The sequence below is a fragment of the Streptomyces sp. NPDC021080 genome (genome assembly GCF_044333225.1).
Taxonomy (GTDB): Bacteria; Actinomycetota; Actinomycetes; order Streptomycetales; family Streptomycetaceae; genus Streptomyces.
In genome coordinates this window covers 97930-111367 of record NZ_JBIRQM010000016.1, presented here as the reverse complement: position 1 = coordinate 111367, position 13438 = coordinate 97930, and the positions used below count along the sequence as shown (strand labels likewise).

At 73.3% G+C, this 13438-nt stretch carries 12 protein-coding genes; 9 read left to right on the top strand and 3 right to left on the bottom strand.

Translation table 11 applies throughout. The features are described from left to right. Positions 1-157 precede the first annotated feature (157 nt). Together ACH4S8_RS33705 and ACH4S8_RS33700 are read left to right on the top strand one after the other, a co-directional pair. On the top strand, positions 158-679 hold the full coding sequence (locus ACH4S8_RS33705) for a MarR family winged helix-turn-helix transcriptional regulator (RefSeq protein ID WP_398400919.1): 522 nt from the start codon (positions 158-160) through the stop codon (positions 677-679). A gap of 253 nt (positions 680-932) precedes the next feature. Further along, positions 933-3074, top strand: coding sequence for an MMPL family transporter (locus ACH4S8_RS33700; RefSeq protein WP_398400917.1), 2142 nt, complete (start codon positions 933-935; stop codon positions 3072-3074). A 39-nt stretch (positions 3075-3113) separates the two neighbouring features. Here ACH4S8_RS33700 and ACH4S8_RS33695 read toward each other — a convergent pair whose 3' ends face one another. Then, positions 3114-3281 (bottom strand): hypothetical protein, encoded by a 168-nt coding sequence (locus ACH4S8_RS33695; RefSeq protein WP_339127605.1) that lies wholly within the window; start codon positions 3279-3281, stop codon positions 3114-3116. A 315-nt stretch (positions 3282-3596) separates the two neighbouring features. Between ACH4S8_RS33695 and ACH4S8_RS33690 the strand changes: the two genes are divergently transcribed. The 4 genes from ACH4S8_RS33690 (at position 3597) to ACH4S8_RS33675 (ending at position 7719) form a co-directional block, all read left to right on the top strand. Then, the gene (locus ACH4S8_RS33690) at positions 3597-4079 is read left to right on the top strand and encodes a hypothetical protein (RefSeq protein WP_398400914.1); all 483 of its coding nucleotides are present in this window, start codon (positions 3597-3599) and stop codon (positions 4077-4079) included. 698 nt (positions 4080-4777) lie between these two features. Continuing rightward, on the top strand, positions 4778-5332 hold the full coding sequence (gene ssuE, locus ACH4S8_RS33685) for an NADPH-dependent FMN reductase (protein ID WP_398400912.1): 555 nt from the start codon (positions 4778-4780) through the stop codon (positions 5330-5332). Between the two features lie 5 nt (positions 5333-5337). Continuing rightward, complete coding sequence (locus tag ACH4S8_RS33680; RefSeq protein WP_398400910.1) at positions 5338-6522, top strand: SfnB family sulfur acquisition oxidoreductase; 1185 nt, start codon at positions 5338-5340, stop codon at positions 6520-6522. 54 nt (positions 6523-6576) lie between these two features. Then, complete coding sequence (locus ACH4S8_RS33675) at positions 6577-7719, top strand: LLM class flavin-dependent oxidoreductase (protein ID WP_398400907.1); 1143 nt, start codon at positions 6577-6579, stop codon at positions 7717-7719. Here ACH4S8_RS33675 and ACH4S8_RS33670 read toward each other — a convergent pair. After that, entirely contained in the window at positions 7709-8782 is a 1074-nt protein-coding gene (locus ACH4S8_RS33670) for an acyl-CoA dehydrogenase family protein (protein WP_398400905.1), read from the bottom strand. The genes ACH4S8_RS33675 and ACH4S8_RS33670 overlap by 11 nt on opposite strands. Before the next feature lie 913 nt (positions 8783-9695). Here ACH4S8_RS33670 and ACH4S8_RS33665 point away from each other — a divergent pair. The 3 genes from ACH4S8_RS33665 to ACH4S8_RS33655 all read left to right on the top strand — a co-directional run bounded on the left by ACH4S8_RS33665 (position 9696) and on the right by ACH4S8_RS33655 (position 12581). Continuing rightward, positions 9696-10601 carry a universal stress protein gene (locus ACH4S8_RS33665; protein ID WP_398400903.1) on the top strand — a complete coding sequence of 302 codons (906 nt, stop codon included), beginning with the start codon at positions 9696-9698 and terminating at the stop codon, positions 10599-10601. A gap of 64 nt (positions 10602-10665) precedes the next feature. After that, on the top strand, positions 10666-11688 hold the full coding sequence (gene adhP, locus ACH4S8_RS33660; RefSeq protein ID WP_398400901.1) for an alcohol dehydrogenase AdhP: 1023 nt from the start codon (positions 10666-10668) through the stop codon (positions 11686-11688). 5 nt (positions 11689-11693) lie between these two features. Then, positions 11694-12581: a universal stress protein gene (locus ACH4S8_RS33655; RefSeq protein WP_398400899.1), complete on the top strand. Its 888-nt coding sequence runs from the start codon at positions 11694-11696 to the stop codon at positions 12579-12581. 5 nt (positions 12582-12586) lie between these two features. Here ACH4S8_RS33655 and ppk2 read toward each other — a convergent pair whose 3' ends face one another. After that, entirely contained in the window at positions 12587-13390 is an 804-nt protein-coding gene (ppk2, locus tag ACH4S8_RS33650; protein WP_398400897.1) for a polyphosphate kinase 2, read from the bottom strand. Between the last annotated feature and the right edge of the window lie 48 nt (positions 13391-13438).

The window sequence follows — 13438 nt, the reverse complement described above, 5'->3', positions numbered from 1 at the left end:
GGGTCCTCCGTCGGTCGCCGCCATGTCCTGCCGTGGATCCGCCTCCCTCCCTGATCCCTTCCACCCGGGGACCGCCCGCGGATGCGCCGGACGGGGCAGCCGCCGGGTGCCGGACGCCCGAACGGGGGAGGTGCCGGGACTTCTATAGGCTGATCACGTGGCCAGACGAGACGACCGTGACGACCGGACGGACGGTCCGGACCCCGACGGGGGCCGGGAGCGGGAACAGCCCGTGACGACGGATCTTCACGCGTTCGCGGTCCAGCTGCGCCGGATGAACGGCGAGATCAACCGGCTGGTCCACGGCTTCGCCGGGGAGCACGGTCTGCACGCGACGGACGTGCTGGCGCTGGCGGCGATCCTCGACGCGCCCGAGCCGCTCACACCCGGTCGGCTGCGCGAACACCTCGGACTCACCTCGGGCGCGGTCACCGCGTGTCTGGACCGGCTCGAACGCGCGGGCCACGTCCGGCGCGTCCGGGAGAGCCCCGACCGCAGGGTGGTCCACCTCCACTACGTTCCCGACGCGAGGGCGGCCGCGCGCGCCCACTTCCGGCCGCTGGCCGACGTCACGGCGAGCGTGCGGTCCGGTTTCACCGAGGACGAGCTGTCCGTGGTCCTCCGTTTCCTGTCGGCGATGAACGAACAGCTCTCCGCCGTACGGTCTCCCGGGCGCTGACCCGCCGTCGGCGCGCGGTTCCGCGTCCGCGCCCCGAACCCGCCGCGGGCGGGCCTGCCGGGTGCCGGGTGCGCGGGCACCCGGCATCCACACATTCGGACACCCCCGCCCACACGTCCGGACACCCCCGCCCGTGCGTCCGGACGGCCGCCGGGGCCGGAAGCCCGGGCATGGTCTACGATCTGGCCGCGAGATATCTCAATGATTGAGATTGTCATTCATTGAGACACCTGTACGTGAGATCTGGAGAGCGATGTCCCTCACCCCGCGCCGAGCCCTGTGGCTGATCCCCGTCGTCCTGCTCGTCGCCTGGCTCGGCATCGGAGGCACCCTCGGCCCCTACGCCGGCCGGCTCGGCGAGGTCTCCACCAACGACCAGGCCGCCTTCCTGCCGCGCAGCGCCGAGTCCACGAAGGTGGTGGCCCAGCAGCGCGCCTTCCAGCAGGCCGGGACACTGCCCGCGATCGTCGTGTGGACCATGGACGGCGACGGCTCCACGGCCGGGACCCGCCAGTCCGCGGCGACCCGCGCGCTCGCCTCTCTCGCCGGCACCCCCGGTGTGGCCGGCCGGCCCTCACCCGCCCTGCCGTCGCGGGACGGCAGGGCACTGGAGGGCGTCGTCCAGCTCAGGCCCGACCTCGGCAGGCAACTGCCCGACGCCGTGGACCGCATCCGTACCGCCGCCGAAGCCGTCTCCGGCACGACCGTGGGCATCGCCGGCCCCGCGGCCAGCCAGGCCGACCTCGGCGACGCCTTCGCCGGAATCGACGGACTGCTCCTCGGGGTGGCCCTGGCGACCGTCCTGGTCATCCTGCTGCTCGTCTACCGCAGTGTGCTGCTGCCCTTCCTCATCATCCTCGGGTCGGTGTTCGCGCTCGGCCTGGCCTGCGCCGTCGTCTACGTCCTCGCCGACCACGGCGTCGTCCGCGTCGACGGCCAGGTGCAGGGCATCCTCTCGATCCTCGTGATCGGCGCCGCGACCGACTACGCCCTCCTGCTCAGTGCCCGATTCCGTGAGGAACTCGCCCTGAGCGGCGACCGGTTCACGGCGGTCCGGGCGGCCCTCGGCCAGTCCTGGGGCGCGATCGTCGCGAGCGCGGGAACCGTCGCCCTCGGACTGCTGGCACTGCTGCTCAGCGATCTGACGAACAACCGGTCGCTCGGCCCCGTGGGCGCCATCGGCGTGGCCTGCGCCGCACTGAGCTCGCTCACCTTCCTGCCCGCCGTCCTGGTGCTCCTCGGCCGTGCCGCCTACTGGCCGGCCAAGCCCCGCCCGGCGGACGGGACGAGCGCCGGCAGCGGCATCTGGAACCGGGTCGCGGCACTGGTCGACCGCGCGCCGCGCAAGGTCTGGGCGACGGCCCTGGCCGGGCTCCTCGCCTGCGCGGCCTTCGCGCCCACCCTGACCGCGAAGGGCATCCCGCTCTCCGAGACCTTCGTCAACGACGCGCCGTCGGTCGCCGCGCAGGCGACCCTCGGACGGCACTTCCCCGGCGGCTCGGGCAACCCCGCCGTGATCATCGCGAACGCGGACCGGGCCGCGCAGGTCACGTCCGCGGCGCGGGCCACGGACGGCGTCGCGTCGGCCGCCGCAGTGACGGCGTCCGGGCGGCCCGGCGGGGGAGCGCCCCGGATCGTCGACGGCCGGGTCCGTGTCGACGTCACGCTGCGGTCCGCCGCGGACAGCGACGCGGCCAAGGAGACGGTCGCGCGGCTGCGCACGGCGGTGCACGCCGTACCGGGCGCCGACGCGCTCGTCGGTGGCTACGCGGCCCAGCAGTACGACACCCGGCAGACCGCCGAACGCGACCGGACGCTCATCGTGCCGGTGGTCCTCGCCATCATCCTGGTCATACTGACCGTCCTGCTCCGCTCGCTGCTCATGCCGGTGCTCCTGGTGGCCACGGTGGCGCTCAACTTCCTCGCCACGCTGGGCATCTCCTCGCTCGTGTTCCGGCACGGGTTCGGCTTCACGGGCACCGACGCGTCCGTGCCGCTGTACGGCTTCGTGTTTTTGGTGGCCCTCGGCGTCGACTACAACATCTTCCTGATGTCCCGGGTCCGTGAGGAGTCGCTGCGTCACGGGGTACGCCAGGGCGTGCTGCGCGGACTCGTCGCCACCGGCGGGGTGATCACCTCGGCGGGCGTGGTGCTGGCCGCGACCTTCGCCGCCCTCGGGGTGATCCCGCTGGCCTTCCTGGTGCAGATCGCCTTCATCGTCGCCTTCGGCGTCCTGCTCGACACCCTCGTCGTCCGCTCCCTGCTGGTGCCCGCCCTGGTCCGCGACATCGGCCGCCGGGCCTGGTGGCCGGGGGTGCTCAGCCGCGAGCCCGGACCCGGATCCGAGCCGGCGCCCGAGCCCGGGGCCCGGGGGGACGAGCGCGTCGAGGTCTGAGAGACAGGGACTGTCGATGTCCGTGAGGCCGGCGCCGGCTCAGTCCTCGTCGCCGGCCGGGACCACCACGAGGAAGGCGTCCGAGTTCAGGTCCATCACGACCGTCGCCTTCAGCCCCTCGGTCCGGCGCCGGGCCGCGTACTCCTCCGCGGTCCAGGATCCACGCGGAGCCCCGGCGGGAAATCGTTCCAGCACCTTTGTGCCCATGGCGGCAGACACCTCCAGTTCGGACGGCGGACCCGGAGCGACGAGTCCCGTGGAGTGCGCTTGCCCGGCAACCGCCGATTCAAGCGGGCGGGGGAAGCGAGCCCTGCGGTCTCCGACCTGACGTCGGGTGAGCGTCCTCGGCTGAACAACCGGGCCGGATCCGCGGCAACTCCCGCGCGCAGACGGCTCGTCCATCCGGAAGGCATAGCCGGGGCAAAGCCTGTCGTGGGCGGTTGATCTCCGCCCTCGCGAATCCGACACTGTGTTGGCCGCACGTCCATATCGGGACGTGCGCGAACGGGGGGCTGACGGGACATGAACGGACCCATACCTGGCACGGTGGAAGTCGCGGTGCGCCACATCCTCAGTGACGAGACGACCGGGTTCCTCACCAGGACCCGCAGGATCACCTGGAAGGACGGCCTGTACCGGGTGCGTCGGCCGGCGTCCGGCAAACAGAGCGTGGAACTGATCTGCCCGGTGTGCGACGCCTCCCTGCTGGCCGAGGTCCGCACCGAGGCCCGTACCCGCCGGACCAGCGCTGTCCTGCTGGTCCTGGCCGCCCTGAGTGTCATCGTCTTCGCTGCGGCGTTCGGCTACGCCGTCCACGAGGGCGGCCGCACGCTGCCCGAGGGCCAGTCGCTTCCGGCCGTGTTCCCCGTCAGCATCGTCTCGGTCTTCGTCACGTTCGTCGCCGCGCCGGTGCTCTTCTTCCGGGGCCGCCGCTACAACGGCGTCACCATGCTGGACGCCCCCAAACCGCGCCGGAGGCACGGGATCATGCCGGTACGCGGCTGAGCACCAGGAACGGCGGCGAGCGCACCCGGCAGGAGCGGTTCACGTCCGGGGCGGCGCAGGGCGGTGACGGCCAGGCGTATGTCCGCGGAACACCGGTGCACGTCACGGTCCGGGATGCGAGACCGGACCGCCGTTCCTTGACTGTCCCTGCTCTGGGCTGCGACGATCTCTGCATGACGATGCGACTGGACCTCACGCGGCGACGCCACGTCGACCTCGCGCGTGTCTGCAGCGCGTTCTGTCGCCGCGAAGTCTGACGACCCCGACCCCCGGGTCTCCTTCGCGCGGTCCGTCCGCCCACGGTGGCTTGTTTTCTCCGTGATCCGTACGTGCCCTGGTCTCCCGCCCTCGCTTCGGCGCCCGAACTCCGCCTGATCGCGGCTGAGTTCCCGAACCCCGACGCGTTCCGAACAGCCGTCGGCCCGTGTGCCGCGCCTCGGTCCGTTCGGTGCGTCGAACTGCCGCACAGGGGACGGGAGTCCGTCAGGACTCAGGCCCCTTTCCAGCAGGCCGCGCGCGTGGAGTGCGAGCCTGGCCCGTCGTCCCCGTACTCCTGCCCCCGCCCGGCAGTCCGCCGCCACCGGAACGCCGGTCACGCCCACTCACCCGGAACCCGGGTCACGGAATCCACCCGTGAGTCCGCTCACGGCATTCACCCGGAACTCGTCCACCGGAACCCGTTTCACGAAAGAGGACTCATGGCCACCGTCCTGTCCGTCTCCGGCAGCCCCTCGGTCTCCTCCCGCACCGCCAAGCTCCTGCGCCACCTCGACGCACGGCTCGCCGCGCAGGGCCACGAGGTGATTCCCCTCGACGTCCGCACCGTCCCCGCGGAGGCGCTGCTCGGCGCGGACTTCCAGCACCCCGCCATCGTCGAGGCGGCCGAGCTGTTCGCCCGCGCCGACGGGGTGGTCATCGGCACCCCCGTGTACAAGGCCGCCTACTCCGGCGTCCTCAAGGCCCTGCTCGACCTGCTCCCGCAGTACGCCCTGACCGGGAAGACCGTGCTGCCGCTGGCCACCGGAGGCAGCACCGCCCATGTGCTCGCCCTGGACTACGCGCTGCGGCCGGTGCTCAACTCCATGGGAGCGGCCCACATAGTCCAAGGCTGGTTCACCCTCGACAAGGACATCATCACCGGGCCGGACGGGAGCGTCACCGTGGCGCCGGGCACCGCCGAGGCCCTGGCCCAGGTGGTGGACCAGTTCTCGGCGGCCCTCGGCAGCGGACACCTGCTCGCCGCCACGGGCTGACGCCGATGACCGCCGAAGTGATCGCGGACGACGCCGAGGCGCTGGCCGTCGCCGCCGCCCTCGCCGACGAGTTCCGCGCCGGAGCCCCGGCGCGGGACGCCGAACGGCGTCTCCCGCACGAGGAGCTGAAGCGTCTCTCCGCCTCCGGCCTGCTCGCCGTCACGGTGCCGGCCGGGCACGGCGGAGCGGACGTGAGCGCACAGACCCTGGCGGAGATCTTCCGGCTGCTGGCCTCGGCCGACGCCAGCCTCGCCCAGATCCCGCAGAACCACTTCGTGTACGTGAACGTGATACGTCGTCAGGGTTCGTCGGCCCAGCAGAAGTTCTTCTTCGCGGAGATCCTGGCGGGGCGGCGGTTCGGCAACGCGCAGTCGGAGGCCGGTACCCGGCACGTCCAGGACATCCGCACCCGGCTCGAACCGGGCCCGGGCGGCACGCACCGGCTCACCGGTGTGAAGCACTACTGCACCGGAGCGCTCTTCGCCGACTGGATCCCGGTCCTGGCCCGCGCCGAAAACGACACCCTGCAGGTCGCCTACGTCCCGCGGGACGCCGACGGTCTCACCGTCGTCGACGACTGGGACGGCATGGGACAGCGCACCACGGCCAGTGGCACCGTCCGGCTCGACGGCGTCGTCGTTCCGGCCGACCGTGTGGTCCCGCACCATCTCACCTTCCAGGGGCCACAACTGCACGGCGCGGTCGCGCAGTTGCTGCACGCCGCCATCGACGCCGGGATCGCGGCGGGCGCGCTCGCCGAGGCCGCGGAGTTCGTGCGGACCAAGAGCCGGCCCTGGTTCGAGAGCGGCGTGGACACGGCGGCCGAGGACCCGTTGCTCATCCAGCGCTTCGGTGAACTCGCGCTCCAGACAAGGGCGTCCGAGGCGCTGCTCGGTGTCGCGGGCCGCGCGGTCGACGCGGCCCGCGAGGAGCTGACCGACGCGTCGGCGGCCGAGGCGTCCATCGCCGTGGCCGCCGCGAAGGCTCACACCTCCGTCACCGCCGTCCTGGTCGCGGACGCCCTGTTCGAGGTGGCCGGGACCCGTGCGGCGCTCAACTCGCTGAACCTGCACCGGCACTGGCGTGACGCCCGCACCCACACCCTGCACGATCCGGCGCGCTGGAAGCTCCAGCACCTCGGCCGTCACGTCCTGAGCGGCACCCGGCCCCCGCGGCACGGCCTCATCTAGCCCCCGTCCGACGGCCGCGCGCCCGTCGGGTCCCCACGATCGGAGAACTCCGCCGTGTCCCTCACCTTCCACTGGTTCCTTCCCACCAACGGAGACAGCCGTCACGTCGTCGGCGGCGGCCACGGCACCCCCGCCACCGCCTCCGGACGGGACCGGCCGCCGACCGTCGCCTATCTGAGCCAGATCGCCCGCGCCGCGGAGGACCTGGGGTTCGTGGGTGCCCTCACCCCGACGGGTGCCTGGTGCGAGGACGCGTGGCTGACGACCGCGATGGTCAGCCGGTACACGGAGCGGCTGAAGTTCCTCGTGGCCTTCCGGCCGGGCTTCGTGTCGCCCACGCTCGCCGCGCAGATGGCCGCCACCTTCCAGCGCCACAGCGGCGGCCGGCTGCTGCTCAACGTGGTGACCGGCGGGGAGAGTCACGAACAGCGCGCGTACGGCGACTTCCTCGACAAGGACGCCAGATACCGCCGTACCGGCGAATTCCTGCAGATCGTACGGGAGTTGTGGGACGGGAAGACCGTCGATCTGACCGGCGAGCACCTGAGGGTCGAGGACGCCTGGCTCACCCGGGTTCCCGACCCCGTCCCGGAGATCTACTTCGGTGGTTCCTCACCCGTCGCCGGCGAGGTCGCCGCCCGTCACGCCGACGTCTACCTCACCTGGGGCGAACCGCCTTCGCAGGTCGCCGAGAAGATCGCCTGGATCCGCGGGCTCGCGGCCGGGGAGGGCCGGACCCTGCGGTTCGGCATCCGGCTCCACGTCATCGCACGCGACACCTCCGAGCAGGCCTGGGCCGAGGCCCACCGGCTCCTCGACGGCTTCGACCCGGCCACCGTACGGTCCGTGCAGGAGGGGCTCGCCCGCAGCGAGTCGCAGGGGCAGCGACGGATGCTCGCGCTGCACGGCGGCAGCCGGGACGGACTGGAGATCCACCCCAATCTGTGGGCCGGCATCGGTCTGGTGCGCGGCGGAGCGGGCACCGCCCTGGTCGGCAGCCACGAGGAGGTCGCCGAGCGGATCGAGGAGTACCACGCCCTCGGCATCGACGAGTTCGTGCTCTCCGGGTACCCGCACCTGGAGGAGGCCTACTGGTTCGGCGAGGGCGTCCTGCCCCGCCTCGCCGCGCGGGGCCTGTGGCGGCACCCGTTCGCGGCGCCGCCCGAGCCCGCCGTCCAGGTGCCCTTCACCCGCTGAGCGCAGCGCCCGGGCCGGACGAACCCAGCGACCCCAGGTGCGCGGCGCGCACCTGGGCCGTCTGCCCCTGCACCAGCAGGAACAGCCCCTCGCGCGCGAGCCGTTGGGCCGGGCTGCGCAGATCCATCGCCCGCCCGCCGCCGGCCACGACCGCTGCCGTGGTGGCCGCCCGCATCACGTCGTACGCCCGTGTCTTGCACGTCAGCCGCTCCTCGATCCGCTCGGTCGGCACCGGGTGGTCGGCGAGTTCGTACGCCTGCCGTCTGACCTCGTCGAGACGCGCCCGCAGCGCCTCGGCCGTCTCCCGCGCCGGCGGATCGTCCCCCAGCAGGCCGATCGCCGCCGAGGTGACCCCGAAGACGGCCGGTGAGGCGTTGGTGTTCTTCGGCCGGTCGGTGACCGCCCAGGACTCGTACGGGACGCGCAGCACCACCGCCTCCTCGGGCAGCCACAGCCCGTCCAGCTCCAGCGAGACCGTCCGGGACGCGGTGAGCGCCGCGAGCCGCATCGGCGGGGACGGCCGCAGCCCCGGCTGCTCACGCGCCTCGGTGAACGCGAACAGCGCCTCGTTCTCGTCCGTCACCCCTGCCAGCAGCATGACGTCGTTCAGTCCCCAGCCGGTGTACCAGGGGACCGTCCCGTCGAAGCGCCGGCCGCCCCGCTCGCGCGTGACCCGTACCGGGATCCGCGGGTGGGCGCGCAACTGGGCGTACGCGACACCGGACAGCAGCTCCCCGCGCGCGAGCGGACCGAGCAGCCGGTCCCGTACCGGAAGGGCGCTCTTCGCCAGGGTCGCCACCGGCGTGTGGTGCTGGGTCTGCACGAACCAGGTCGAGCAGCACGCCCCGGCCAGGATCTCGGCGGTCTCGCGGACCACCGCGGCGGGCGCCGCCGAACCGCCGTCCGCGACCGGGGCGCCGATCCCGAGCAGCCCCGACCGCTTCACGGCCTCGATGCTGCTCGCGGGCATGCCGTCCCGGTCCACGCTCTCCGCCCGGGGTGCCAGCACCCGGTCCGCCAGGTCCCGGGCCGCGGTGACGAGCGGATGCGCCGGTACGGTCATCGAAGGGGTCTCCCGCTGTCGTCGTGGCGTGTGCCGCTCTGGCGTACCGGCCCCGTCCGAGGCCCTGGAACAGATCATGCACAACCCGGTCGCGTTCCACGTCGCGTTCCCCACGGAGCCGCTCGACGACCACGCGGCCAGCCGGTCGGCCGGGGTCCGGGACGGGACACCCGCGCCCGCGTGCGCCAAGCCGACGGCTCGACGGTCCGACGGGTCCGCGCGAAGGGGGCGTTCAGCCCCGGGGAGACGGTCCTTCGGCACCGGACGGGGGATCGCGGGGCGAGAGGAGAACGATCTCCGTGCCCGGGCAGCGGCCCGGCATCCTCGGTATCCTCGAAGGGATCACCACCACGGCTGTGCACGAGGTCTCCTGCCGGCGTACGGGGTCCCGCCTGTCGCCGCCGGACCGCTGGAGCCGGCGTTCCGCTCCTGGACCGGCGCCGGCCGGACCGACGGGGTGTCCACGGCCGGCCCGCTCGGGCTCGCCCTGATCGGCGGTGTCGCGCTGCGGACCGCCGCGATCGCGGGCACCGTGATGACAGGACCGGCGCGGGTCGCCGTACGGCCGTCCGCCCGGCACCCGCCGGACGGATCGCCGGGCCCGCCGGTGACCCGTTCGTCGACCGCCACCTCGTCCGAGCCGCCGCCCCGACCGTCCTCGCACCGGCCTCCGCGGGCGACACCCCGGGGGCGGCGGGCTCCGGGCCGGGCTCCCGGTCGTCCGCGCCGACCGCCTGCCCCGCCGGCCGAAGACGGGAGGCCCGGCCCGTCCGTGGTTCCACCGCGCGGCCGGACCGCTCGCCTTGGGCCGAACGGCCCCTCCTGGGGACCTGCGGCCCCTGCCCGACCCGACCGTTACGACGCGACGCTGGAATCGGACCCGACCGGGCCGCCGATTCAGGAGGTGGACACCATGCCCCGCACCGTCACCGTGGGCCTCGACGGTTCTCCCGAGAGTCTCGCCGCCGCCGAATGGGCCGCCCGCGAGGCGCGGCTGCGTGCCCTGCCGGTCAGGCTGGTCAACGTATGGGAACCGGCCCCGGACCCCATGGCCCAGGCGCCGCTGCTCGGAGCCGAGACCCACCAGCACTGGAGCGAGCGGATCCCGCGCGAGGCCGCCGAGGGGGTACGGCTGCGGCACCCGGGAGTCACCGTCACCACCGAGCAGCTCACGGGCCGGCCCGCCGAGGAACTGCTGAAGGCCGCGGACGACGCCGAACTCCTGGTCCTCGGCACGCGCGGGCTCAGCGGCGCGGGCGGTTTCATGGTCGGCTCGGCCGGACTGGCCGTCGCGGCGCACGCCGAGCGGCCCGTGGTGTTCGTACGCGCCGGTGAACAGGCCGCGGACGAGCACCTGCCGGATCCGGCGGGCATCCCGTCCGCCGCCGCGCCCTTCCGCCCCGTCGTGCTCGGACTCGACACCAGCCGCCCGGACGACGCGCTGATCGGCTTCGCCTTCGAGGCTGCCCTCCTGCGTGCCACGGCACTGCGGGTGGTGCACTCCTGGAACGAGCCGCCCTACATCGCCTACGGGCTGCCCCCGGACCTGAAGATGACCGCCCGGCTGGCCGCCGAGGACGCCGCCTCCATGACGGCGGCACTGCGGGCCTGGCGCGAGAAGTACCCGGCCGTCGAGATCGTCGAGGACTCCCTGTCCGGAAAGCCGGCCAACCACCTCGTGGACGCCTCCCGGGAGGCCTCGCTCCTGGTCGTGGGCCGCCGGATCCGCAAGGCCGCGCTCGGTGCCCACATCGGGCCCGTCACGCACGCCGTGCTCCACCACGCCACCTCCCCCGTCGCCGTCGTCGCACACCCGTGAGCACCGTCGGTCGCCCCCGGACCCGGTGCCGACCGCGACCCGATCGTGCAAGGAGAGACACTCCATGAAAGCAGCAGTCGTACGAGCGTTCGGTGAGCCGCTGGTCATCGAGGACCGCCCGGACCCCGAGCCCGGCCCCGGACAGGTCCGCATCCGGGTGGAGGCCTCCGGGCTCTGCCACACCGACATCCACGCCGCCCACGGCGACTGGCCGGTCAAGCCGAGCCCGCCGTTCGTCCCCGGACACGAGGGCGTCGGCCTGGTCGAGGCACTGGGCGACGGCGTCACCCATCTCACGGTGGGACAACGGGTCGCCGTCCCCTGGCTCGGCAAGGCGTGCGGACGCTGCGAGCACTGTCTCTCCGGCTGGGAGACCCTGTGCGAGCAGCAGGTCAACACCGGTTACGGGTGCGACGGCGGCTACGCCGAGAAGATGCTCGCCTGGGCCGACTTCGCCCAGCCGGTGCCCGAGGGCATCGACCCGCTCGACGCGGCCCCGCTCACCTGCGCCGGCGTCACCACGTACAAGGCCCTGAAGGTCGCCGACGTCCGGCCCAGCCAGCTCGTCGCGATCTCCGGGGTCGGCGGACTCGGTCACCTGGCCCTGCAGTACGCGAAGATCGCCGGGGCGACCGTGGCGGCGATCGACGTAACCGACGAGAAACTCGAACTCGCCGCGGAACTCGGCGCCGACCTCGTGATCGACGCCCGCAAGGAGGACCCCGGCGAGGTCCTGCGCGGCCACGGCGGAGCGCACGCCGCGCTCGCGCTCGCGGTCAACGAGGAGGCCTTCTCCGCGGTGTACACGGGGCTGCGGCGCGGCGGGAAGCTCGTCATGGTCGCCATGCCGGCGCACGGCACGATCCAGGTACCGATCTTCGAGACCGTGCTGAACGGCACCTCCGTGATCGGCTCCATCGTCGGCACCCGGCAGGACCTGGCCGAGGTGTTCGACCTGCACGCCGCGGGCCGCACCAGGGTCATCCGCGAGTCCCGGCCGCTGAGTTCGGTCAACGAGTCCATCGACGAGGTGCTGCACGGCCGTATCCAGGCCCGGATCGTCTTCGACTTCGGCGAAGGGAGCTGACCGCGGTGGACCTGCCCCTCGTGGTGGGCGTCGACGGGTCCGAGCTCGCCCTGCGCGCCGTGGACTGGGCCACGGACGAGGCCGCCCTGCGCGGCCTGCCGCTGCGCCTGGTGTACGCCTCGCTCTGGGAACGCTACGAAGGCGCCGCCCCCGCCGAGGGGCCGGGCAGGCCCTCCGAGCAGATCATGGCCGACACCGTCGTGCGGGCCGCCGCCGAGCGCGCCCGCCGCCGTGACGCCGCCGTGGCGGTCACCACCGAGGTGGTGCCCGACGACGCGGTGGGCACGCTGCTCAGGAAGGGCATGGACGCCACCGCCCTGGTGCTCGGCTCACGGGGACGCGGCGGCATCGCGGGGATGCTTCTCGGATCGGTGAGCCTCACCGTCGCCGCCCGCGCCCACTGCCCGGTGATCGTGCTGCGCGGCAGCCACGACAACCGGGCCAGGGACGGCCGCCACCGGCGGGTCGTGCTCGGGGTCGGCGATCCCGCGCACGGTTCGACCGCCGTGCGCTTCGCCTTCGAGGAGGCGGCCGGGCGCGGGGTCGCGCTGGAGGCCGTACGCGCCTGGCGGTGCCCCGCCCACGAGAGCACCGATCATCCGCCGGCGCCGGGCGAGCCCGCGCGGACGCACGAACTGCGGGCGGCGGAGACGCTCGACAAGGCGCTGAGCGGCGCCGCCGCCGGCCACCCCGGGGTGGCCGTGCGCCGGCGCACCGTCGAGGGAACCGCCCGCAGAGTGCTGCTGGACGCCTCCGACGAGGCCGACCTGCTCGTCCTCGGGGTCCGGCGGCACGACGGCCACGGGCACATCGGGATGCAGCTCGGCCGGGTCGCCCACGCGGCACTGCACCACGCGGCCTGCCCCGTCGCCGTCGTGCCCCTGCGGGCGTGAGGGCCTCAGAGGCTCGCCGCGTGGTCGGGGACGTAGGTCTGCAGATCACGCGGCGGGCGGACGTAACCCGTCGACGGCGGCCGGTCGGGCAGCTCCAGAACCGGCGGCGGCACCTCGTGATAGGGAACCGTGGAGAGCAGATGGGCGATCATGTTCAGCCGGGCCCGGCGCTTGTCGTCGCTCTCGACCACGAACCACGGGGCCTCGCTGATGTCCGTGTGCACCAGCATCTCGTCCTTCGCCCGGGAGTACGCCTCCCAGCGGGTGATCGACTCCAGGTCCATGGCGGACAGCTTCCAGCGCCGCGTCGGGTCCTTCAGCCGGCGCCGGAACCGCTTCTGCTGCTCCGCGTCGCTCACCGAGAACCAGTACTTGCGCAGCAGCACCCCCGCCTCGACCAGCATCCGCTCGAAGATCGGACACTGCCTCAGGAAGAGCTGGTGCTCCTCCTTCGTGCAGAAGCCCATCACGTGCTCGACCCCGGCGCGGTTGTACCAGCTCCGGTCGAACAGCACGATCTCCCCGGCGGCCGGCAGATGCTCCACGTACCGCTGGAAGTACCACTGGGTGCGCTCGCGCTCCGTCGGCTTCGGCAGCGCCGCGATCCGCGCGATGCGCGGGTTCAGATGCTCCGCCACCCGCTTGATCGTGCCGCCCTTGCCCGCCGCGTCCCGGCCCTCGAAGACCACCACCACGCGGGCGCCCTCGGTCCGCACCCACTCCTGGAGCTTCACCAGCTCCGTCTGCAGACGCAGCAGCTCCCGCTCGTACGCCGCGAGCGGCACCTTCGCCGTCTTCTCGCCGGCCATGCCGCCTCCTCCGCCCGATCACGCCTCCTGTGAAGCGCTGCGATGAAC

Bases quoted from the DNA above. Each gene is read 5' to 3' on its own strand.
- ACH4S8_RS33690 (WP_398400914.1), top strand. From the start codon at position 3,597: ATGAACGGACCCATACCTGGCACGGTGGAAGTCGCGGTGCGCCACATC.
- ACH4S8_RS33680 (WP_398400910.1), top strand. From the start codon at position 5,338: ATGACCGCCGAAGTGATCGCGGACGACGCCGAGGCGCTGGCCGTCGCC.
- ACH4S8_RS33670 (WP_398400905.1), bottom strand. From the start codon at position 8,782: ATGACCGTACCGGCGCATCCGCTCGTCACCGCGGCCCGGGACCTGGCG.
- ACH4S8_RS33695 (WP_339127605.1), bottom strand. From the start codon at position 3,281: ATGGGCACAAAGGTGCTGGAACGATTTCCCGCCGGGGCTCCGCGTGGA.
- ACH4S8_RS33665 (WP_398400903.1), top strand. From the start codon at position 9,696: ATGCCCCGCACCGTCACCGTGGGCCTCGACGGTTCTCCCGAGAGTCTC.
- ppk2 (WP_398400897.1), bottom strand. From the start codon at position 13,390: ATGGCCGGCGAGAAGACGGCGAAGGTGCCGCTCGCGGCGTACGAGCGG.
- adhP (WP_398400901.1), top strand. From the start codon at position 10,666: ATGAAAGCAGCAGTCGTACGAGCGTTCGGTGAGCCGCTGGTCATCGAG.
- ssuE (WP_398400912.1), top strand. From the start codon at position 4,778: ATGGCCACCGTCCTGTCCGTCTCCGGCAGCCCCTCGGTCTCCTCCCGC.
- ACH4S8_RS33700 (WP_398400917.1), top strand. From the start codon at position 933: ATGTCCCTCACCCCGCGCCGAGCCCTGTGGCTGATCCCCGTCGTCCTG.